The sequence below is a fragment of the Pseudomonas fluorescens genome (genome assembly GCF_018614655.1).
GTDB classification, from domain to species: domain Bacteria; phylum Pseudomonadota; class Gammaproteobacteria; order Pseudomonadales; family Pseudomonadaceae; genus Aquipseudomonas; species Aquipseudomonas fluorescens_BX.
This window is the reverse complement of sequence record NZ_JAGGOG010000002.1, coordinates 123,744-145,951: the sequence shown is the minus strand read 5'-3', so window position 1 is coordinate 145,951 and position 22,208 is coordinate 123,744. Positions and strand designations below refer to the sequence as shown.

The window sequence follows — 22,208 nt, the reverse complement described above, 5'->3', positions numbered from 1 at the left end:
ATGTGTGTGCGCTAGCGTTCATGTACATAGGTACCCGGTGCCGCTTCAGCTGCTGCATGCGCCTTGTTACCCAGCGCCGTCGGCGCCTTCTTCAACTTGCCCGACCGCTCCGCCTGCCAGGCCTGCCAATGCAGCCACCAGGAATCGGTGTGCTTGGTGGCGTTTTCCTGCCAGTCCAATGCCTTGCCCGGCATCGTGTCGCTGGTCTGGTAGCGCGACTTGGGGTTGCCCGGCGGGTTAAGAATGCTCTGGATGTGACCGCTGCTGGACAGCACGAATTCCACCTTGCCACCAAACAGTTGCGCCGACTTGTAGCAGGACTGCCAAGGTGTGATGTGGTCGTTGGTACCCGCCAGGGAATAGATGTCCGCCGTCACTTGCTTGAGATCAATTGGCGTGCCGCACACTTCCAGTGCGTTGGCACGCACCAGCGGGTTGTTTTTGAACAATTCGATCAAGTCGCCATGGAAGGCGGCCGGCAAACGGGTGGTGTCGTTGTTCCAGAACAGGATGTCGAACACCGGCGGCTCGTTACCCAGCAGGTAATTGTTGACCCAGTAATTCCAGATCAGATCGTTGGGGCGCATCCAGGCGAACACTTTGGCCATGTCGCGACCTTCCAACACGCCAGCCTGATAGGAATGACGCTTGGCCGCTTCCAGGGTCTGCTCGTCGACGAACAGCGCCACCTGGGTGTCCAGGGTGGTGTCCAGCACGCTCACCAGCAGGGTCAAGGCGTTGACCTTCTTCTCTCCCAGCGCCGCGTAATGGCCCAGCAGCGCGGTGCAGGTAATACCGCCGGAGCAGGCACCGAGCATGTTGACGTCTTTGCTGCCGGTGATAGCTGTGACCACGTCGACGGCTTCTTTCAGCGCTTCGATATAGGTCGACAGCCCCCACTCACGCTGGGCTTTGGTCGGGTTGCGCCAACTGACGATAAAGGTCTGCTGGTTATTGCGCAGGCAGAAACGCGCCAGGCTCTTATCCGGGCTCAGGTCGAAGACATAGAATTTGTTGATCTGCGGCGGCACCACCAGCAGCGGGCGCTCATGGACCTGCTCGGTGATCGGTTTGTACTGGATCAACTCCAGCACGTCGTTGCGAAACACCACGGCGCCTTCGGTGGTGCCCAGGCTCTTGCCCACTTCGAAGGCGTCCATGTTGACCTGGCTCGGCATGCCACCGTTGTGTACTAAATCCTTGGCCAAGTGCGACAGGCCATCCAGCAGGCTTTTGCCGCCCGTCTCGAAGAAACGTTTGACCGCCGCCGGGTTGGCAGCGCTGTTGGTCGGGGCCATGGCTTCGGTCATCAGGTTGATCACGAAGTGCCCGCGGCTGATGTCGTGTTCCGACAGGTTGCTATCGCCAATCCAGTCGTGCAGCTCCTTGCGCCACGCCAGATAGGTTTGCAGGTAGCGTTTATAGAGCGGGTTCTGGCTCCACGCCGGGTCGTTGAAGCGACGGTCATCGCTCTCGGGTGCCAGCGCTGATTTGCCGAACACCACGTTCTTCAGCTCGACGCCAAAGTGGGCGACATGCTTGACGCTGTGTAACGGTTGCTTGATGGCTTGGGTCAGCACCATCTTTGCTGAGGCCAATAAATCCTTTTTGCGTAACGCGATGATCGGGTTCAGCCCCAGGGTGTTTTCCGAGGCCTGGCGTTTCAAGTCATCGTTATTCTTGTTACTCATCTACGACGCTCCATTGTCCGAAAGACGAGTACCGGGTACCGCTGTGTCCTTGCTCTTGCGACACAGCACAAGCCAGGTACTGCTGCTCGGATGACCGTTGATACCGCATCGTCAAATGCAGGGAACTTGCCAGTTCCATTGGTTACCCGAGTTTAAATTTTTTCGCAAGCGGGCCAATCGTTGGCCACGCGACAGGGCATTCAAGCAGATGAAATTAGAAAATGCCCACTAATGAGCAAGAGGCTTGAGTTAGAGCATCAGCCTGACGACCGACTCGCTCGGATCGCGGGTTTTTCCGGCGGCTTTGAGCTCAGCCAGGTAATCGGCCCACAAAGCGTCCTGACGCACGGCGAGCTGATAGAGGTAGTCCCAGGTGAACAATCCGCTGTCATGACCGTCGTCGAAGGTCAATTTCAGTGCGTACTGGCCGGCGGGTTCGATCTTGGTCAAACCGACATTGAGCTTGCCGAATTGCAGGATCGGTTTGCCGTGGCCCTGGACCTCGGCGGAAGGCGAATGCACCCGCAGTAGTTCCGCGGGGAGGTGATAGACCTCGTCCGGGCCGTAGGTCAGCGACAGGGTCTTGGAGGCTTTGTGCAGGTTGATGGCGGTGGGCATTTTAGACATTGGGGGAACCGCTCATGGATGATCCTGAAGGAACCGGCTGCAAAATGTGGGAGCGGGCTTGCTCGCGATAGCGGTGGATCAGTCGCTACCTCAGTGACCGGCACACCGCTATCGCGAGCAAGCCCGCTCCCACAGGCTTACAGGATATAACGAGACAGATCTTCGTTCTGCGCCAATTCGCCCAAGTGGCCATTGACGTAGTCGGCGTCGATCTTGATCGCCTCGCCATTCTGCGCTCCGGCCATGTCACCAGCGCTGAAGGACACTTCCTCCAGCAGGCGCTCAAGCAAGGTGTGCAGACGGCGGGCACCGATGTTCTCGGTCTTCTCGTTGACCTGCCAGGCGATCTCCGCCAGGCGCTTGATACCGTCCGGCAGGAACTCGATGGCCAGGCCTTCGGTTTTCAGCAGCTCACGGTACTGCTCGGTCAGCGACGCGTGTGGCTCGCTGAGGATGCGTTCGAAGTCGCCAGGGGTCAGCGCCTTGAGTTCCACGCGAATCGGCAGGCGGCCTTGCAGCTCCGGCACCAGGTCGCTTGGCTTGCTCAGGTGGAACGCACCGGAGGCGATAAACAGGATGTGGTCGGTCTTGACCATGCCCAGCTTGGTGTTGACAGTGCAGCCTTCGATCAGCGGCAGCAGGTCGCGCTGTACGCCTTCACGGGACACGTCAACGCCACCGGAGTTGCCGCGCTTGGCCACCTTGTCGATCTCATCGATAAACACGATACCGTGCTGCTCGACTGCTTCCAGGGCCTTGGCCTTGAGTTCTTCCTCGTTGACCAGGCGCCCGGCTTCTTCATCACGCACCAGTTTCAGCGCTTCTTTCACCTTGAGCTTGCGGCTTTTTTTCTTGCCCTTGCCCATATTGGCGAACAGGTTCTGCAACTGGCTGGTCATTTCTTCCATGCCAGGTGGCGCGGAGATGTCGACACCGGACACTTCGGCGACTTCGATCTCGATTTCCTTGTCGTCCAGTTGGCCTTCACGCAGGCGCTTGCGGAACAGCTGGCGGGTGTTGGAATCCGAGGTTGGCGCCGCGTCTTCGTTGAAACCCATGCGTGCCGGTGGCAGCAGGGCGTCGAGGATGCGTTCTTCGGCGGCGTCTTCAGCGCGGTGGCTGACCTTGGTCATTTCCTGTTCGCGCAACAACTTCAGGGCGGCGTCGGCCAGATCACGGATGATCGATTCGACGTCACGGCCCACATAGCCGACTTCGGTGAACTTGGTCGCTTCAACCTTGATGAACGGTGCGTTGGCCAGTTTGGCCAGGCGGCGGGCGATCTCGGTTTTACCGACACCAGTAGGCCCGATCATCAGGATGTTCTTGGGGGTTACTTCAACACGCAATTCTTCGGGCAGTTGCATCCGGCGCCAGCGGTTACGCAGGGCAATGGCAACGGCGCGCTTGGCATCGTCCTGGCCGATGATATGGCGGTTGAGTTCGTGGACGATTTCGCGGGGAGTCATGGACATAATAATAGGTGGTCCTCAAGCAAGAAAAAGCCGACGGCTTATTCTGCGAGGTCCTGCTCCTCAATGGTGAAGTTGTGGTTGGTGAAGACACAGATGTCGCCGGCGATACCGAGGGCTGTTTCGACGATTTCACGGGCCGACAGATCGGTTTTCTTCAACAGTGCGCTGGCCGCAGCCTGGGCGTAGCCACCGCCGGAGCCCATGGCAATCAGGCCGTGCTCTGGTTCTACCACATCGCCGTTCCCGGTGATGATCAGGGAGGCGTCTTTGTTGGCGACCGCCAGCATGGCTTCAAGGCGGCTGAGGGAGCGGTCGGTGCGCCATTCTTTGGCGAGCTCGACGGCGGCGCGAACCAAGTGGCCCTGGTGTTTCTCAAGTTGGCCTTCGAAACGCTCGAACAGGGTAAAAGCGTCAGCGGTGGCCCCCGCAAAACCTGCGAGGACCTGGCCGTGGTACAGGCGACGCACTTTTTTGGCGTTGCCTTTCATCACGGTATTGCCAAGGGAAACCTGGCCGTCGCCGCCCATGACGACTATGCCGTGGCGGCGAACTGAAACGATGGTGGTCAAGGGGAGAGTCTCCACGCTGCGGGGCGAAAATGCCCTGATGGAACTCATATGGGGGTGGCGAGGGGGATTTCAACTGTAGGAAGGGAGGACTGTAGCCGCTGCCGAGGCACGAGGCTGCGATGCGTGTCCGCAGGACCGCCCCTGGGGCCGCTGCGCAGCCCATCGCAGCCTAGCGGCTACAACTGCATTCGCGAGCAAGTCGAATCGTCGCACCGCCGCTCCCACATTGGGTTCGCGTTTAGCCTGGAATCAGCGCGTCTGGCGCTGTTGTAACAACAGGTTGCTAAACCCTGCGCCAGCCAGTTGTTTCTGAGCGACGGTCAGTTGCTCGCGGTTGCTGAACGGTCCTACAAGCACCCGATACCACGTCGCTTCCTTCACCGTCCCGGACTCCACTGTCACCGATTGCCCGAGCAGGATAATCTGCGCCCGCACCCGATCAGCATCCGCCTGTTTGGGGAACGAACCCGCCTGCAGGAAGAACTTGGTCACCGGCGCCGCCTTGGTGGTAGCGACAGGCGGCGGTGGCGGCGGGGTAATCCCGGCCAGCGCGGCCTGGGCTCGTGCAGTGTCGATTTTTGCCGCTTCTGCCGGCGTCACAGGGGTGGTTGGAACCACGGGTATCTGTGGCGTCGGCAAGGTTTTCTCTGGTACGGCCTCCTGCGGCACAATCACTTCCGATTCCGGCAGCAGCGTGTAGAAGTCGTATTTAGGCTTCACTGGCGCAGTAGGGCTCGGCGGCGTTTTGTTCGCTTCGGCCATTTTCGTGGCTTTCTGCTGCTCCTGCTTGACCCGTTTGACGTCATCGCCCTTGCCTGGCTCCAGCTTCATCAGAAACACGATAAACGCGCCGACGGTCAGGCCGATGGCCATCCACAACCAGCCCGGAATGGGCTTCTTCGCCGGTGCCTGGTAGCGGCTGGCGCCGCGCTTGGGTGCAGGTTTTTTCTTGGCAGCCAACTTACATACGCTCCAGAGTTTCCAGGCCCAACAGCTCCAGGCCTTGCTTGAGGGTCCGTCCAGCCAGTGCGGCGAGGCGCAGGCGGCTTTGCTTTTGCGCTTCGTTGTCGGCAGTCAGGATCGGGCAGTTCTCGTAGAAGCTGGAGAACAACCCGGCGACTTCGTACAAATAGGTGCAGAGGATATGCGGTGTGCCTTTCTCGCCCACGCTGTTCAGCACTTCGCCGAACTGCGCCAGCTTGGCCGCCAGTTCGTGTTCCTGTGGCGCTTCAAGGTTGATCTGGCCTTGGACTTCACTGAAGTCCTTGCCCAGCTTGCGGAACACACCGGCTACCCGAGTGTAGGCATACAGCAAGTACGGTGCAGTGTTGCCTTCGAAGTTGAGCATCAACTCGAAGTTGAAGCTGTAGTCGCTGGTGCGGTGCTTGGACAAGTCGGCGTATTTCACTGCGCCGATGCCTACTACACGGGCAATGTTGCGCAGGTCGGCTTCGGCCAGTTCCGGGTTCTTTTCCTTCACCAGGGTGTAGGCGCGTTCCTGGGCTTCGTTCAGCAGGTCGATCAGCTTCACGGTGCCGCCGTCGCGGGTTTTGAACGGGCGACCATCGGCGCCGTTCATGGTGCCGAAGCCCATGTGTTCCATGTGCATCGGGTGGGTGACGAAACCGGCGCGGCGCGCCACTTCGAACACTTGCTGGAAGTGCAGGGCCTGGCGCTGGTCGACGAAATACAGAGCGCGGTCGGCTTTCAGCACGCCGCTGCGGTAGCGCACGGCGGCCAGGTCGGTGGTGGCGTAGAGGTAGCCGCCATCGGCCTTGACGATGATCACTGGCAGCGGCTCGCCATCGGCGGTCTTGAATTCTTCGAGAAACACGCACTGGGCGCCGTTGCTTTCTACCAGCAGGCCCTTGGCCTTGAGCGCGTTGACCACGTTGATCAAGTCATCGTTGTAGGCGCTTTCGCCCATCACGTCGGCCGGGGTCAACTTGACGTTGAGCAGCTCGTAGATTTCCTGGCAGTGCGACAGCGAGATATCGCGGAAGCGGCTCCACAGCGCGAGGCACTCTGGGTCACCAGCCTGCAGCTTGACCACCAGGCTACGGGCGCGGTCGGCGAAGTCTTCGGATTCGTCGAAACGCTTCTTGGCGGCGCGGTAGAAGTTTTCCAGGTCGGCCAGTTCGTTGCTGGTGACCGGGTTTTCTTGCAGGTACGCCATCAGCATGCCGAACTGGGTGCCCCAGTCGCCCACGTGGTTCTGACGGATCACCGTGTCACCGAGAAACTCCAGGACCCGTGCCACGCCGTCGCCAATGATGGTCGAGCGCAAGTGGCCAACGTGCATTTCCTTGGCCAGGTTGGGTGCCGACAGGTCGACCGCCACACGCTGGACAGGGCCGGCCTTGCGCACACCGATGTTGGCGTCGGCCAGGGCTGTGTCCAGGCGCGAAGCCAGGGCCTGGGTGTTCTGGAAGATATTGATAAAGCCCGGGCCGGCGATTTCGGCCTTGCTGACTTGCGGGTCGGCGGGCAGCGCGGCGATGATTTTTTCCGCCAGGTCGCGAGGTTTCATGCCCGCAGGCTTGGCCAGCATCATGGCGATGTTGCTGGCAAAGTCACCGTGGGTCTTGTCGCGGGTGTTTTCCACCTGGATCGCCGGCGTCAGGCCTTCAGGCAACACACCTTCGTTGACGAGTTGGGTGATGGCTTGTTGGATCAGCTGGCGAATGGTGTCTTTCATGGTCTTCTCTTTCGACCGCAAGCGGCGGCGCGTCGATGCGCAGGTGGAAAAACTGGGCATTATCCGTGGCGAGGGCGGGCTTGCCAACCTTCGTGGATCCCTGACGGACGATTAACCGCCCGTGAAGCCGACTTAGTACAAATCTACAGGATCCACATCCAGCGACCAGCGCACCTGCCGCCCGCTGGGCATTTGCTCCAGGGCCAGCAGCCAACTGCTTAATAAACGATGCAAGGGGGCCCGGGCGGTTGCTTGCAAGAGTAGCTGCGCTCGATAACGTCCGGCGCGGCGCTCCATGGGCGCCGGCACCGGGCCCAGCAACTCGATGCCGGTCAGTCCCAGTTCACCCAGCAAACGTTCAGCCTCGCTGCAGGCTTCGTCCAGGAAGCCTTCGGCTTGGCCGGGCTTGTGGGCTTCAGCCCGTAGCAGCGCGAGGTGGGAGAACGGCGGCAAACCGGCGGAGCGACGCTCGCTCAACGCCTGCTCGGCGAAGGCGAAGTAGCCTTGTTCAGTCAGCTGGATCAGCAGCGGATGGTCGGCGAGGTGGGTCTGGATGATCACTCTACCGGGTTCTTCGGCGCGTCCGGCGCGCCCTGCCACCTGGACGATCAACTGCGCCATGCGCTCGCTGGCGCGAAAGTCCCCGGAAAACAGCCCGCCGTCGGCATCCAGGATCGACACCAGGGTCACCCGCGGGAAGTGGTGCCCTTTGGCGAGCATCTGCGTGCCCACCAAAATGCACGGCTGGCCCTTTTGAATGGTGGCGAACAACTGATTCATCGCGTCCTTGCGCGACGTACTGTCGCGGTCGACGCGCAATACCGGGAAATCCGGAAACAGAATCCCCAACCGTTCCTCGGCGCGCTCGGTGCCGGCACCCACGGGGCGCAGGTCAACCTTGCCGCATTGCGGGCAATGGCGCGGCACTCGTTCCACGTGCCCGCAGTGGTGGCAGCGCAGCTCGCCGGAGCGTTGATGCACGGTCATGCGCGCGTCACAGCGGTTGCACTCGGACATCCAGCCGCAGTCGTGGCACAGCAGTGTCGGTGCAAACCCTCGGCGGTTGAGGAACACCAATACTTGCTGGCCGGCCGCCAGGGTTTGGCCAATGGCTTGCTGCATGGGGCCGGAAATGCCGCTGTCCAGCGGGCGACTTTTGACGTCCAGGCGTAAGAAGCGTGGTTGCTTGGCGCCGCCTGCGCGTTCATTCAGGCGCAGCAGGCCGTAGCGCCCGGTGTAGGCGTTGTGCAGGCTTTCCAGGGAAGGCGTAGCCGAGCCCAGCACAATCGGGATGTTTTCCTGGCGCGCCCGCACCAGGGCCAGGTCGCGGGCGTGGTAGCGCAGGCCTTCCTGCTGTTTATAAGAGCCGTCGTGTTCTTCATCAATAATGATCAGCCCCGGATTTTTCATCGGGGTGAACAGCGCTGAACGGGTGCCGATAATAATGTCGGCCTCGCCGTCTCGTGCCGCCAGCCACGACTCGAGGCGTTCGCGGTCGTTGACTGCCGAGTGCACCAGGGCAATGCGCGCGTTGAAGCGTTGCTCGAAGCGCGCCAGGGTTTGCGGCCCAAGGTTGATCTCGGGGATCAGCACCAGCGCCTGCTTGCCGGCTTCGAGGGTCTCGCGGATCAGTTGCAAATAGACTTCGGTCTTGCCGCTGCCGGTGACGCCGGCCAGCAGGAACGCGTGGAAACTATCGAAGCCTGCGCGAATCGCTTCAAAGGCGGCGCGCTGTTCCGGGTTCAGTGGCAGTTCCGGTTGGGCCAGCCAGTGTTCGTGACGCTCCCTTGGCGCGTGTTTGCGGATCTCCACCTGCACCAGGCCCTTGGCGAGCAGCAGGTCCAGGCTGTCCTTGCTCAACATCAGCTTGCTTAATAGCGGGTGGGCTACGCCATGGGGATGCTGGGCCAGGGTGGCCAGGGCCTCCCGCTGGCGTGGGGCACGCGCGATACGCGGGTCGTCCAGGCGGGCGCCGGGGACCATCGACCAGAAGCGTTCCTGTCGGGCTTCGGCCAGTTCGCCCTGGCGCAACAGCACTGGCAGCGCCCAGCTCAGGGTGTCGCCCAGGCTGTGTTGGTAGTACTGGGAGGTCCACAGGCACAGCTTGAACAGCGAAGGCGGCAAAGGCGGCGTGGCGTCCAGCAGGGCCAGGGCCGGCTTGAGCTTTTCGGCGGGCACTTCACTGTGGTCAGTGACTTCCACCAGAATGCCGATCATCTCGCGCCGTCCGAACGGCACCCGCACGCGCATCCCCGGCTGCAACTGCGACCGCAGCACGCCGGCGGGTGCGCGGTAGTCGAACAGGCGGCGCAGGGGCGAGGGCAGGGCGAGGCGCAAAATGGCGTCGGGCACGCGGGAGGTTCTCATATGGCGGGCGGTGAAGAAGGGCGCGAGCCTAGCAGACGAGTGGTGGAAGTGTCCTGTGTGGGAGCAAGCCCACTCTCACAATTTCTGATGAAAGGGGCTATGGAGCCGCTTGCGCGTTTAAAAAGGTCTGGTAGAATCCGCGGCCTAATTACGTGCGGTATTCGACAATAGTGTCGAGTGGCGGCACGCTAGCCTGAGGAATACACCATGAAAGCCGATATCCATCCAGCGTACGAAACTATCGAAGTAACTTGCAGCTGCGGCAACAAGTTCGAAACCCGTTCGAACCTGTGCAAGCCACTGGGTACTGACGTATGCAACGAGTGCCACCCGTTCTACACCGGTAAGCAGAAGACTCTGGATACTGGCGGTCGTGTACAGCGCTTCGCAGACCGTTTCGGTGCTTTTGGCAAAGCCAAGACTCCTGCTGCAGAGTAAGGCTGAAGAGCCCGATGGGCTGTTCCCTGCTGTTAAAAAAGGCGTCCCTTGCGGGCGCCTTTTTTGTGTCTGCGATTTGGCTGGCGCCCGTCCAGGCGCAGGTGTTTTGTCCAGCTCCCAGCGCCGTCGACACCTTTGAGGTGCAGCGCGTGGTGGATGGCGATACGGTTCGCCTGAAAGATGGTCGCAGTGTACGCATGATTGGCGTCAACACCCCGGAAACCGGTAAGAAGGGTCGTTCCGACGAGCCTTTTGCCGTGGCTGCGCGGGAGCGCTTGCAAGGCATGGTGGATGCCAGCAGCGGTCGGGTGGGCGTGGTGCTCGGTCGTGAGAGCAAAGATCACTACGGACGCACCCTGGCCCATCTCTATGGCACCAATGGGGCAAACCTGGAGGCGCAATTACTCGCCGCTGGCCTGGGTTTTCAGGTGGCTGTTGCACCCAATGTCGAACTCGTCGCCTGCCAACAGGCCGCCGAACAGAGTGCCCGACAGGCCCACCTTGGGCTGTGGCGCCAGTCACCGGTTGTAAGTGCGGCGCAGATTAAGCGGTCCGGCTTTGCCATCGTCAGCGGGCAGGTGAGTAAAATCGAACGCAATCGTGGGGGTGTCTGGATCGAATTGCAGGGCTCGCTGGTATTACGTATTGCGCCCAATCTGCTCAAGCGTTTCGACAGCGGCCGGTTGAGTCGTCTACAGGGCCGGGAAATCGAAGCCCGTGGTTGGGTGGTGGATCGATCCCGCCGAGGAGGCCTGGAAAAAAGCCAAGCCCGTTGGCTTCTGCCATTGACCGATCCTGGCATGTTGCAACTGGCGCCATAAGAAAAAATTGTAGACATTTTTTATTGCAATTGTGAACAGTTGAGCCCTTGTATCTCGCGGCTCTTGGCCAAAAGTCGTAGGGTAGGGCCCTTGACACCTGTGACCGCCCAGTCTTGTAGGGACTTTGCGACACGCGTATCCTCGGCGGTCCGTCGTCCAACAGTAAAAGCGGAATGCCGATATGTCTGATTTGAAAACTGCCGCTCTCGAATATCACGCCCATCCTCGTCCAGGAAAGCTGAGTGTCGAGCTCACCAAAGCCACTGCTACCGCCCGCGACCTGTCGCTGGCCTACAGCCCCGGTGTAGCAGAGCCCGTGCGTGAAATCGCCCGCGACCCTGAGCTGGCCTACAAGTACACCGGCAAGGGCAATCTGGTTGCAGTGATTTCTGATGGCACCGCGATTCTCGGCCTGGGTAACCTTGGCCCATTGGCTTCCAAGCCGGTCATGGAAGGCAAGGGCGTGCTGTTCAAGCGCTTTGCTGGCATCGACGTATTCGACATCGAAGTCGACTCCGAAAGCCCGCAGGCTTTCATCGACACCGTAAAACGCATCTCCATCACGTTCGGTGGTATCAACCTGGAAGACATCAAGGCACCTGAGTGCTTCGAGATCGAAAAGGCCCTGATCGAACAGTGCGACATTCCGGTATTCCACGATGACCAACACGGCACCGCGATCGTTACTGCCGCCGGCATGATCAACGCCCTGGAAATCGCTGGCAAAACCCTCGGCGAAGCCAAGATCGTCTGCCTGGGCGCTGGCGCTGCGGCCATCTCCTGCATGAAGCTGATCGTGAGCATGGGCGCCAAGCTGGAAAACATCTTCATGGTCGACAGCAAGGGCGTGATCCAGTCCGAGCGCACCGACCTGAACCAGTACAAGGCGATGTTTGCCCATCCGTCCGAGAAGCGTACCCTTGACGACGCCTTGAACGGTGCTGACGTATTCGTTGGCCTGTCCGGTCCGAACCTGCTGAGCGCCGAAGGCCTGAAGCTGATGGCGGCCAACCCGATCGTGTTCGCTTGCTCCAATCCGGATCCGGAAATTGCTCCGGCCCTGGCTCACGCTACCCGTGATGACGTGATCATGGCCACCGGTCGTTCGGATTACCCGAACCAGGTCAACAACGTACTGGGCTTCCCGTTCATCTTCCGTGGTGCTCTGGACGTTCGCGCCAAGCGCATCAACGAAGAGATGAAAGTAGCCGCCGCCAACGCCCTGCGCGAACTGGCCAAGCTGCCGGTACCTCAGGAAGTGTGCGACGCCTACGGCGGTATCAAACTGGAATTCGGTCGTGAGTACATCATTCCGAAACCAATGGATGCCCGCCTGATCACCGTGATCTCCGATGCCGTGGCTAAAGCGGCCATCGAGACCGGCGTTGCAACCCTGCCGTATCCGAAGAACTACCCGCTGAAAAGCGTGGATGATGTGTTCAACGGCTAAGCCGTTGTAGCGCACCAACAAAAAGCCCCGGCTCGGATGAGTCGGGGCTTTTTTGTGGCCTGTCGATTACTGGCGTCTGGTGCAGAACCAAATGTGGGAGCGGGCTTGCTCGCGAATGCGGTGTGTCAGCCAATGCATCTGTGACTGAAACACCGCATTCGCGAGCAAGCCCGCTCCCACATTGGATCTATGTCAGGCCATAGATCCTGGTTATCAGAACAAATCGATCGGAGCGCCCTCGTCTGCCGGTAAAGGGCTGCCCGGCACGGTGCCGTTACCCAGCTCATTGACCGACGGCGGCGTATCTTCGCTCTTGAACAGTTCGAAATACGCATTCGGCGTGCCCGGGACGGCGGCACGGCCGCTGACGGGGTCGACCCGCAGGCTGAGAAGACCTTCCGGCTCAGCCTGGCTGTGGGGTGGCATGTCCTTGAGGGCTGCGCCCATGTAGCTCATCCAGATCGGCAACGCGACAGTGCCGCCGAATTCACGACGGCCAAGGCTTTCCGGTTTATCGTAGCCGGTCCAGACGGTGGTCACGTAGTCGGCGTTGTAGCCGGAGAACCAGGCGTCCTTGGATTCGTTGGTGGTACCCGTCTTGCCTGCCAGGTCCGTACGGCCCAAGGCCAGGGCGCGACGACCGGTGCCTTTCTTGATGACGTCCTCCAGGATGCTGTTGAGGATATAGGTGGTGCGGCCGTCCACCACCCGCTCGGCCACTGCTGGCGCTTGCGGGGCGGGCGGGGTTGCGGGTGCGCCAGCGGTCGGTGTTGCATCCGGTGTTGTTTCGATGGTGATGTCGCCATTGGTCGGTGCTGCCACGCCATCGGTAGCCGCGACGCCATTGACCACGTCTCCCGGCACGCGCGGCGGGTTGGCTGTGAACAGCGTCTCCCCGTTGCGGCTTTCGATCTTGTCGATCAGGTACGGCGTGATCTTGTAGCCGCCGTTGGCAAAGGTGCTCCAGCCCGTGGCGATTTCCATCGGCGTGAGGGTGGCGGTACCGAGGGCCAGGGACAGGTTGGGCGGCAGATCCTGCTTGTTGAAGCCAAAGCGGGTCATGTAATTGATGGTCTTGCTCACACCCATCGCCTGCAGCAGGCGAATCGACACCAGGTTGCGGGACTTGTACAGCGCCTCACGGATTCGGATCGGGCCGAGGAACGTGTTGGTGTCGTTCTTTGGTCGCCAGACCTTGTCCAGGTACTCGTCGACAAACACGATCGGTGCATCATTGACCAGGCTGGCGGCGGTGTAGCCGTTATCCAGGGCCGCGCTATAGACGAATGGCTTGAAGCTGGAACCCGGTTGGCGCTTGGCTTGGGTCGCGCGGTTGTAGTTGCTCTGCTCGAAGGCAAAACCACCCACCAGGGCGCGAATCGCGCCGTTTTGCGGATCCAGCGACACCAGGGCGCCTTGTGCCACAGGCACCTGGCTGAATTTCAGGCTGTCGTCCTTCTGGCGCTGCACACGGATCAGGTCGCCGACCTGAGCCACGTCCGACGGCTGCTTGGGCATCGGGCCCATGCTGTTGGTGTTGAGGAATGGACGGGCCCATTTCATGCTGTCCCACGACACATGTTCTTCGCCGGTGCGGGTCAGCACCTGCACGCCATCTTTCTTCACCTGGGTGACGATAGCTGGCTCAAGGCCGCTGATTGCGCGCTGTTTGCCCAGCTCAACGGTCCAGGCACTCAGGGTCTTGCCCGGCAGGCGTGATTCGGGGCCGCGGTAGCCGTGGCGCTGGTCATAGGTGATCAGGCCTTCGTGCACCGAGTGGTTGGCGATTTCCTGCAAGTTGCTCGGAATGGTCGTAGTAACGCGGAAACCTTCGGTATAGGCGTCGCTGCCGTAACGGCCAACCATTTCGGCCCGGACCATTTCGGCGATGTACGGTGCGTTCACTTCAGGTGTCGGCACGTGATAGCTGGCGTTCAACGGTTCGGCCACGGCACCTTCATAGGCGGCCTGGTCGATCTTGCCCAGCTTGTACATGCGCCCCAGGATCCAGTCGCGACGCTCTTTGCTGCGCGCAGGGTTGGCCAGGGGGTTGAAGCGTGAAGGGGCCTTGGGCAGGCCGGCAATCATGGCCATCTGCGCAAGGCTGGCGTCGCGAATCGACTTGCCGTAGTACACCTGCGAAGCCGCCTCGATCCCGTAGGCGCGGTTGCCCAGGTAGATCTTGTTGACGTACAGCTCCAGGATCTCGTCCTTGGTCAATTGCCGTTCGATCTGCAGCGCCAGGAGAATTTCCGTGGCCTTGCGGGAGAAGCTGCGCTCGCTGGTGAGGAAGAAGTTCTTCGCCACCTGCATGGTGATGGTGCTGCCGCCGGACTGAATGTGTCCGCTTTTTACCAATTGAGTGGCTGCACGCACCAGGCTGCTGGGGTCGACGCCATAGTGATTGGCGAAGTTGTCGTCTTCGGCCGACAACAGGGCGTTGATGAAATTGGGTGGAATGTCGGCGAAACGGATCGGGGTGCGGCGCATTTCGCCGAACTCCGCGATCAGTTTTTCATCGCTGCTGTAGACCCGCAAAGGAATCTGCAACTGGATACTTCTCAGGGCCTCTACCGAGGGCAATCCCGGACTAAGGTAGAGGTAGGCCCCGCTGAGAACGAGCATTAGGCCGCAGACGATAGCGACAATGGAGTACCCGAAAAACTTCAGCAGACGAATCAAGGCTTTTGGATTTCCAGAGAAAAGAATGAGTTAGGCGTCGGGGCATACACGACAAACGATGGAGCACCCCGGCCTGCGGATAAAAAAGCGGGAAAAAACGCTGGGCATTAAAGCATTTTCGGCTCGAGGCGTCATTCGCGCCTCTCCAACAAGCCGACCGAATGCATCGATCCAGACTGACAGTCAGGCCGTAAGACAGGGAAAGTTTTGGGGAGTTTTATGAGAAAAGGATTTTTCACGCAAAAAACCGATGCCGTCCTGGGTGTCGACATCAATGATGCCGCAGTGAGGCTGGTGGAGCTGGAGCGCTCAGGTGCGGGTTACACGGTGCGGGCCTATGGCATTCAACACCTGCCGGCCCATGCCGTGATCGACAGCACGCTGGTTGATCTTGACGCCGTGGGGCTGGCACTTTCCAAGGCGTTGTCACAAGCCTGTACATCCCTGAAAAGCGCAGCGGTTGCTGTAGCCGGGTCGTCGGTGATCACTCGGGTGATCGAGATGGACGCGGGGCTCAGCGATGACGAAATGGTGCACCGAATCAATCTGGAGGCGGACCAGTACATTCCCTATCCACTGGATGAGGTGGCAATCGATTTTCAGGTCCAGGGTATCTCGGCCCTTGATCCGCAGCGCATCGAGGTACTGCTCGTCGCCTGTCTCAAGGAGCAGGTCGAAGCCCGTGAGGCAGTGCTGGCCCTGGCGGGGCTGGTGACGCGGGTAGTGGATGTCGAAGCGTTTGCATTGGCCCGCGCCAGTGGTCAGGCTTTCGACAGCATCGCGCCAGGCCATCGAGTCGATGGTGTGCAGTGGGCCACCGATGCCCAAGGGATGGGAGTTGCTTGCGGCTTGGCCCTGAGGAGTTTCGATTGATGACACGTATCAACCTTTTGCCTTGGCGCGAAGAGCGGGCCAAGCGTCGACGCCAATATTTCCTGACGTTTTTGTTCGCGATGGCGGGTGTGGCGCTGGCGGCGGTGTGGCTGGCGGATCGGGTGATCGACCGGGCGATTGATCGGCAAGTGACCCGTAGCAGCCACTTGAGCAAGGCAGTGACGGTGCTTGATTCGCAGATCAAGACTATTGATGAACTGCGCGAGCAGCGCTTGCAGCTTGTGGAGCGAATGAAGGTCGTCCAGGGGCTGCAAGCCGATCGTTCGGCTGGCGCCTTGCTGTTCGACCAACTGGCTCGTGCCGTGCCGGATGGCGTGCAACTGCGCGAAGTCATTGTCGAGGGTGACAATGTCGGGGTCCGAGGTGGCGCCGAGTCGAATCAGGACATCGCCCGGTTCCTGCGCGGCCTCGAGGCGAGTAATGCCTTGCAGGCACCTCGGCTGCAGCATGTGCAGGCCGACGACGAGGGCGGTGGCAGTGGCTTCCAGTTGATGGTTCGCCAGAGAGCGTCTGCCGAGGCGTCGCAATGAGCCTGTCAACGAGCCTCGAATTCTCCGCACTCTACCGCAACGCACCGAACTGGTCTTTGTCTCGACAAGCACTTTTGGGCCTCGGACTGATCTGCCTGTTGCTGGTGTTGGCTGACATTTTCTATCTGAGTAATTCGCGGGAGAAGTTACGCCAGCAAGAGGCACAGGAAGTGGTCCTGCTACAGCGACTTGCCCTGAAGTCGCCCCTTGCCGCCAACCTTGAGGCCTATACCCTCCAGCTCCAGGGCATGCGGGAGGCGTTTGCCAAGCTGTTGCAGCAGTTACCAACCGCTACTGAAGTGCCGGGCCTGCTTGAAGACATCACTCGACTGGGCATGGTCAACGGCTTGGCATTCGAGGAAATCAAGCTGCTGGACGAGCGGCTTCAGCCGCTCTATATCGAGTTGCCCTTGCAGATTGGCGTCACCGGTGCCTATCACGACCTGGCGATGTTCATCAGCACCCTGGTCGGATTGCCAAGGGTTATTACCTTGCATGACTTGACCATCAGGCCAGCCAATCCGCAGGCAGGACCGCTATTAAGGCTTGAGCTGCTGGCCAAGACCTACCGCTACAACGAACAAGGGTTATTGCCATGAGCCGCTTCAAAGGTGTGGGCCTGGCCTTGGGCCTGGTATCGCTGGTCGGTTGTGGCGGTGGTGATGACGTGCAGGCATTGGAGGCTCAGTTGCGCGAGATTCGCCAACGGCCGCCGGCGCCCATAGAGGGGGTGCCGCAGCCTGTCAGTCGCCAGCGCTTTGTCTACGATCCGGCGTCCCTGCGTGATCCTTTCCAGCCGCCGTCTCGACAGGTCGAGCGTGCTACAGGGCGCTCGGCGCTCAAGCCTGATCCCGAGCGTTTGCGAGGGTTTCTGGAAGGTTTTGCCATCGAGCAATTCGAAATGGTCGGTACCTTGTCCCGCGGGGGGGCAAACCTTTGCCCTGTTGCGGGGTGCTACGGCGGTGCATCGTCTTGCGGTGGGCGATTATCTGGGGGCGGATCACGGACAGGTGACGGCCATTCATGACTCACACATCGAGCTCGTCGAGCTCTTCCCGGATGGCGAGGGCGCGTGGCTGGAACGCTCGCGAACCCTTGCCTTGAACGTGCATTTATAACGGAATCAAACAATGAAACGGACTTTTTCGTCCCTCGGTGTGGCGCTATGGATAGCGTTCATGGCACCGATGGCCAAGGCTGTGCCCAACCGGGTCGACCTGATTCACCTGCCGCCGCCTGGCGGTGCACCACTCACTACCGAGCGTGCTGCGTTCAGTGGCGATAAGTTAAGCCTTAATTTCCAGAACATCGAAGTGCGGGTCGTCTTGCAGCAGATTGCCGACGTTGCCGGCCTGAACCTGGTGGCCAGTGATGAGGTGCAGGGTTCGATTACGTTGCGTCTCAAGGACGTGCCTTGGGATCAGGCCCTGGATCTGGTGCTGCAGACGAAGGGGTTGGACAAGCGCGTGACCGCCAACGTGCTACTGGTTGCCCCCGCCGAGGAGCTGGCGGCACGTGAGCTGCTGGTTCTGGAGTCGCGCAAACAGGTGGCCGAGCTGACGCCGTTGCGCCGTGAGTTGCTCCAGGTGAACTACGCCAAGGCTTCTGACCTTGCCAGGCTGTTCCAGTCGGTGACGGACGGTGAGGGCACCACCGAAGAGCGCGGTTCGGTCGCGGTGGATGACCGGACCAACAATATCATCGCCTACCAGACTCAGGAACGCCTGGACGAATTGCGGCGGATCGTGGCGCAACTGGATATTCCGGTGCGCCAGGTAATGATCGAAGCGCGGATTGTCGAGGCCAATGTCGATTACGACAAAAGCCTGGGTGTGCGTTGGGGTGGGCGGCTCAACCGGGGTAATTGGAGCGCTGGCGGGATCAATAAACCCGCGGCCGAAGGTGTAGAGCTGCCGGAGAATCTGCCCAGCTCACCCTTTGTTGACCTGGGGGCTATCAACGGCACGTCAGGCTTGGGCATTGCCTTTATTACCGACAATATTCTGCTGGACCTGGAGCTGACCGCCATGGAGAAAACCGGTAACGGCGAAATTGTCTCGCAGCCCAAGGTCGTCACCTCCGACAAAGAAACCGCTCGAATCCTCAAGGGCACCGAGATTCCCTACCAGGAATCCAGTTCCAGCGGCGCCACATCGGTGTCGTTCAAGGAGGCCTCGTTGTCCCTGGAAGTCACGCCGCAGATTACCCCGGATGACCGGGTAATCATGGAGGTCAAGGTCACCAAGGATGAGCCCGACTACCTGAACAAGCTCAATGACGTGCCGCCGATCAAGAAAAACGAGGTCAACGCCAAGGTGTTGGTCAAGGATGGTGAGACCATCGTCATTGGCGGGGTTTTTTCCAATACCCAGAGCAAGGTGGTAGATAAAGTGCCATTTTTGGGCGATCTGCCGTATCTTGGCCGCCTTTTCCGGCGGGATGTGGTTTCGGAGAAAAAATCCGAGCTGCTGGTGTTCCTGACTCCGCGTATTATGAATAACCAGGCGATTGCTGTGAGTCGTTGATTCTGTGCGAAATTTGATTCTTGTAGGACCGATGGGGGCTGGAAAAAGCACCATCGGCCGTTTGCTGGCCAAAGAGCTGCGCCTGCCATTCAAAGACTCCGATAAGGAAATTGAATTGCGCACGGGCGCCAATATCCCGTGGATCTTCGATAAGGAAGGCGAACTGGGCTTTCGTGACCGTGAGCAGGCAATGATTGCTGAGCTGTGTGGCTGCGATGGCGTGGTATTGGCCACCGGCGGCGGCGCGGTGATGCGCGATGAAAACCGTCGTGCGCTGCATGCCGGCGGTCGGGTGGTCTACCTGCATGCGTCGGTTGAGCAGCAGGTCGGCCGCACGGCCCGCGATCGCAATCGTCCATTGCTGCGAACGGCGGACCCGGCGAAAACCCTGCGGGATTTGCTGGCGCTGCGGGATCCGCTGTATCGGGAGATCGCCGATCTGGTGGTGGAAACCGATGAACGGCCACCACGAATGGTCGTACTCGACATTCTGGAACGCTTGCAGCGGCTGCCCCCCCGTTAAAGCCTGGCTCGAAATGCGCTATCCTCGGCGTCGCGTCATGGCCGGTAGAGTTGTGGCGTAGAGCCATCAGGTGGCGTCAGATCTCGACGTTGCCGACAAACGTAAATGTAGGGCAGGACACCTGCTTCCATCTTCAACGCGGGGAAACATGCAGACACTTAAGGTCGATCTAGGCGAGCGCAGCTACCCGATCCACATTGGCGAAGGTTTGTTGGACCAGCCCGAGTTGCTCGCACCGCATATTGCCGGGCGACAAGTGGCGATTATCTCCAACGAGACAGTGGCGCCGCTTTATCTTGAGCGTCTGAGCCGCAGCCTTGAGGCGTTTTCCGTTATTTCGGTAGTGTTGCCCGATGGCGAAGCCTTCAAGAACTGGGAAACCCTGCAACTGATCTTTGATGGCCTGCTGACTGCTCGTCACGACCGTCGCACCACTGTGGTTGCACTCGGCGGCGGCGTCATTGGCGATATGGCGGGTTTCGCGGCGGCTTGTTACCAACGCGGTGTGGACTTTATCCAGGTGCCCACCACTCTGTTGTCCCAGGTCGACTCGTCGGTAGGCGGCAAGACCGGCATCAACCATCCGCTGGGCAAGAACATGGTCGGTGCGTTCTATCAGCCCAACGTGGTACTGATCGACACCGCCACCCTCAATACGTTGCCGCCCCGCGAGCTGTCGGCGGGTTTGGCGGAAGTCATCAAGTACGGGCTGATCTGCGACGAACCGTTCCTTACCTGGCTGGAAGAGCACGTCGATGCCCTGCGTGCCCTGGACCAGGTGGCGTTGACCGAAGCCATTTCCCGCTCCTGTGCCGCCAAGGCGCTGGTGGTCAATGCCGACGAGCGGGAGTCCGGTGTGCGCGCCACGTTGAACCTGGGCCATACCTTCGGCCATGCGATCGAAACGCACATGGGCTATGGTGTGTGGTTGCATGGGGAAGCTGTAGCGGCTGGCACAGTGATGGCGTTGGAGATGTCGCAACGCCTGGGCTGGATCAGCGCCCAGGAGCGGGATCGTGGTATCCGCCTGTTCCAGCGCGCCGGTTTGCCGGTCATTCCTCCCGAGGAGATGACTGAGGCTGATTTTCTCGAACACATGGCGATAGACAAGAAAGTGATCGACGGTCGACTGCGACTGGTGCTGTTGCGCCGAATGGGCGAAGCGGTAGTGACCGACGATTATCCAAAAGAGATTTTACAGGCCACGCTGGGAGCGGACTACCGCGCCCTGGCCCAGCTCAAAGGTTAATAAGATCCCGATGACTAGTTTGCATGCCGACGAGGCCTTCCTCGGCCATTTCCAGTTAAGCCATGACCCTTTTGCTCCACGGGTGCCTGGTTTCAAATTCTTCCCTGCGCAACGCAAGCCGGTGTTGGGCCAGTTGCATCACCTGGCACGCTACAGCCAGTTGCTGCTGGTGGTCACGGGCCCGCTGGGCAGCGGCAAGACATTGCTGCGCCAGGCGCTTGTCGCCAGTACCAACAAGCAGTCGGTACAAAGCGTAGTGGTTTCGGCCCGTGGCGCCGGTGATGCGGCGGGCGTGTTGCGTCAGGTCGCCCAGGCCCTGGACGTGGCCAATGCCGAGCCGAACGCGATCCTCAAGCAGGTGGTGCAACTGGGTCTGACGGGCCAGGAAGTCTACTTGCTGGTGGACGACGCCGAGCAACTCGACGAGTCCGCGCTCGAAGCGTTGCTGGCGCTGGCAGCGGGCACGCCCGAAGGTCGCCCGCACGTATTCCTGTTCGGCGAATCGTCGCTGATTGCCGAGCTTGAGCATCTCAGTGGCGAGGAAGAGCGCTTCCACGTCATCGAATTGCAACCTTACGAAGAGGAAGAAACTCGCGAGTACCTGGCTCAACGTCTTGAAGGCGCCGGTCAGGGCATCGAACTTTTCTCCGCTGCGCAGATCTCTGATATTCACGAAAGCTCCGACGGCTGGCCTGGCACCATCAACCAGGTCGCCCGGGATGCCATGATCGAAGCCATGATTGCCAGCCGCTCAGCGGTGAAGCGTCCAAAGATGGGGTTCACCATGCCGAAGAAACACGTATTGGCGATTTCCGCAGTTGTCGTAGTTGCCGTTGCCGCCGCCTGGTTGATCCCGGGTCGCAGCAAGGCACCGGCCACCGGCGAGCCAACCGAACAAGCGCAGTTGCCATTGGGCAAGCCTACCCCGAACGTCGAGTTTGCCAACTCCGGCCAACCCACCAACTTGCCGATGGTCGGCCAGCCAGTGATGCGCGGCCCATTGGCCGAAGCCGCTGGGGGTATCTCCGAAGGTGACGACGGCGTGCCGGTGGAAGGCTCCAGTGCTACACCGCCGACCGTTACCACCACCGCGCCACCTGCCGGCATTCCAGCAGGCCCTGCGCCGACACCAGCGGCCAAACCGACCCCGGCACCTGTCCAGGTCGCCACTGCCAAGCCAGCGCCTGTCGCCAAGCCGGCTCCGGCACCTGTGGCCAAACCGGCTCCAGCGGCCAAGCCGGTTGAAAAACCGGTCACCGTCGCAAAAGCAGCCGCTACCGGCGGCAGTTGGTACACCAGCCAACCCGCGGGTCACTACGTGGTGCAGATCCTCGGCACCAGCTCCGAAGCCAACGCTCAGAGCTTCGTGAAAGAGCAGGGCGGCGAGTACCGTTATTTCAAGAAAGTCCTCAACGGCAAGCCGCTTTACGTGATCACTTACGGCAACTTCCCTAGCCGTGCAGCAGCCGATACCGCTATCAAGGCCTTGCCAGCGAAGGTTCAGGCTGGTAAACCTTGGCCTCGCACTGTCGCCAGCGTCCAACAGGAACTGGCAGCAACTCGCTGAAGATTCGGTGGCCTTACCCAGGCCGCCTCTCCCGGCACCTCAAAAAAAACGCAAGGCGTGCTGCCCTCAAGGCCGCGCGCTTTGTGGTGTCTGCGCACGTCG

Annotated in this window: 16 protein-coding genes and 2 pseudogenes; 10 read left to right on the top strand and 8 right to left on the bottom strand. The window is 60.4% G+C overall.

Features of this window, described 5'->3' with window-relative positions; all coding sequences use genetic code 11:
* Positions 1-11: 11 nt before the first annotated feature.
* The 7 genes from phaC to J7E41_RS01430 form a co-directional block, all read right to left on the bottom strand.
* Positions 12-1,691 carry a class II poly(R)-hydroxyalkanoic acid synthase gene (gene phaC, locus J7E41_RS01460; protein WP_214989641.1) on the bottom strand — a complete coding sequence of 560 codons (1,680 nt, stop codon included), beginning with the start codon at positions 1,689-1,691 and terminating at the stop codon, positions 12-14.
* Positions 1,692-1,940: 249 nt separating this feature from the next.
* Positions 1,941-2,318, bottom strand: coding sequence for a gamma-butyrobetaine hydroxylase-like domain-containing protein (locus J7E41_RS01455; RefSeq protein ID WP_214989640.1), 378 nt, complete (start codon positions 2,316-2,318; stop codon positions 1,941-1,943).
* Between the two features lie 137 nt (positions 2,319-2,455).
* The gene (hslU, locus tag J7E41_RS01450; protein WP_214989639.1) at positions 2,456-3,793 is read right to left on the bottom strand and encodes an ATP-dependent protease ATPase subunit HslU; all 1,338 of its coding nucleotides are present in this window, start codon (positions 3,791-3,793) and stop codon (positions 2,456-2,458) included.
* A gap of 38 nt (positions 3,794-3,831) precedes the next feature.
* The gene (hslV, locus tag J7E41_RS01445) at positions 3,832-4,362 is read right to left on the bottom strand and encodes an ATP-dependent protease subunit HslV (RefSeq protein WP_155582897.1); all 531 of its coding nucleotides are present in this window, start codon (positions 4,360-4,362) and stop codon (positions 3,832-3,834) included.
* A gap of 249 nt (positions 4,363-4,611) precedes the next feature.
* A complete protein-coding gene (locus J7E41_RS01440; protein ID WP_214989638.1) occupies positions 4,612-5,322 on the bottom strand; it encodes an SPOR domain-containing protein in 711 nt (236 codons plus the stop codon).
* 1 nt (position 5,323) lies between these two features.
* The gene (gene argS / locus J7E41_RS01435) at positions 5,324-7,060 is read right to left on the bottom strand and encodes an arginine--tRNA ligase (RefSeq protein WP_214989637.1); all 1,737 of its coding nucleotides are present in this window, start codon (positions 7,058-7,060) and stop codon (positions 5,324-5,326) included.
* Between the two features lie 132 nt (positions 7,061-7,192).
* Positions 7,193-9,412 carry a primosomal protein N' gene (locus tag J7E41_RS01430; RefSeq protein ID WP_214989636.1) on the bottom strand — a complete coding sequence of 740 codons (2,220 nt, stop codon included), beginning with the start codon at positions 9,410-9,412 and terminating at the stop codon, positions 7,193-7,195.
* 222 nt (positions 9,413-9,634) lie between these two features.
* On the opposite strand from J7E41_RS01430, the gene rpmE reads away from it, so the two are divergent.
* The 3 genes from rpmE to J7E41_RS01415 all read left to right on the top strand — a co-directional run bounded on the left by rpmE (position 9,635) and on the right by J7E41_RS01415 (position 12,136).
* Positions 9,635-9,865 (top strand): 50S ribosomal protein L31, encoded by a 231-nt coding sequence (rpmE, locus tag J7E41_RS01425; protein ID WP_155582893.1) that lies wholly within the window; start codon positions 9,635-9,637, stop codon positions 9,863-9,865.
* A 14-nt stretch (positions 9,866-9,879) separates the two neighbouring features.
* Complete coding sequence (locus J7E41_RS01420) at positions 9,880-10,686, top strand: thermonuclease family protein (RefSeq protein WP_214989635.1); 807 nt, start codon at positions 9,880-9,882, stop codon at positions 10,684-10,686.
* A 181-nt stretch (positions 10,687-10,867) separates the two neighbouring features.
* Positions 10,868-12,136: a malic enzyme-like NAD(P)-binding protein gene (locus J7E41_RS01415; RefSeq protein ID WP_214989634.1), complete on the top strand. Its 1,269-nt coding sequence runs from the start codon at positions 10,868-10,870 to the stop codon at positions 12,134-12,136.
* A gap of 213 nt (positions 12,137-12,349) precedes the next feature.
* Here the strand turns inward: J7E41_RS01415 and J7E41_RS01410 are convergent, their stop codons facing one another.
* Positions 12,350-14,815 carry a penicillin-binding protein 1A gene (locus J7E41_RS01410; RefSeq protein ID WP_435304109.1) on the bottom strand — a complete coding sequence of 822 codons (2,466 nt, stop codon included), beginning with the start codon at positions 14,813-14,815 and terminating at the stop codon, positions 12,350-12,352.
* 222 nt (positions 14,816-15,037) lie between these two features.
* Between J7E41_RS01410 and pilM the strand changes: the two genes are divergently transcribed.
* From pilM to J7E41_RS01370, 7 genes and pseudogenes are all read left to right on the top strand, one after another.
* Complete coding sequence (gene pilM, locus J7E41_RS01405; protein WP_214989632.1) at positions 15,038-15,691, top strand: type IV pilus biogenesis protein PilM; 654 nt, start codon at positions 15,038-15,040, stop codon at positions 15,689-15,691.
* Entirely contained in the window at positions 15,691-16,242 is a 552-nt protein-coding gene (locus J7E41_RS01400) for a PilN domain-containing protein (RefSeq protein WP_214989631.1), read from the top strand. The genes pilM and J7E41_RS01400 overlap by 1 nt, the downstream gene beginning before the upstream one ends.
* Positions 16,239-17,360: pseudogene (locus tag J7E41_RS28500) on the top strand (pilus assembly protein PilP). Before J7E41_RS01400 ends, J7E41_RS28500 begins: the two are co-directional and overlap by 4 nt.
* 141 nt (positions 17,361-17,501) lie before the next feature.
* A pseudogene (locus J7E41_RS01385) lies at positions 17,502-18,767 on the top strand (type IV pilus secretin PilQ); the annotation flags it as partial.
* A gap of 4 nt (positions 18,768-18,771) precedes the next feature.
* Complete coding sequence (aroK, locus tag J7E41_RS01380; RefSeq protein WP_003187914.1) at positions 18,772-19,290, top strand: shikimate kinase AroK; 519 nt, start codon at positions 18,772-18,774, stop codon at positions 19,288-19,290.
* Between the two features lie 148 nt (positions 19,291-19,438).
* Positions 19,439-20,539 (top strand): 3-dehydroquinate synthase, encoded by a 1,101-nt coding sequence (aroB, locus tag J7E41_RS01375; protein WP_214989629.1) that lies wholly within the window; start codon positions 19,439-19,441, stop codon positions 20,537-20,539.
* Between the two features lie 10 nt (positions 20,540-20,549).
* Positions 20,550-22,106, top strand: coding sequence for an SPOR domain-containing protein (locus J7E41_RS01370; protein ID WP_214989628.1), 1,557 nt, complete (start codon positions 20,550-20,552; stop codon positions 22,104-22,106).
* The last annotated feature ends 102 nt before the right edge of the window (positions 22,107-22,208 follow it).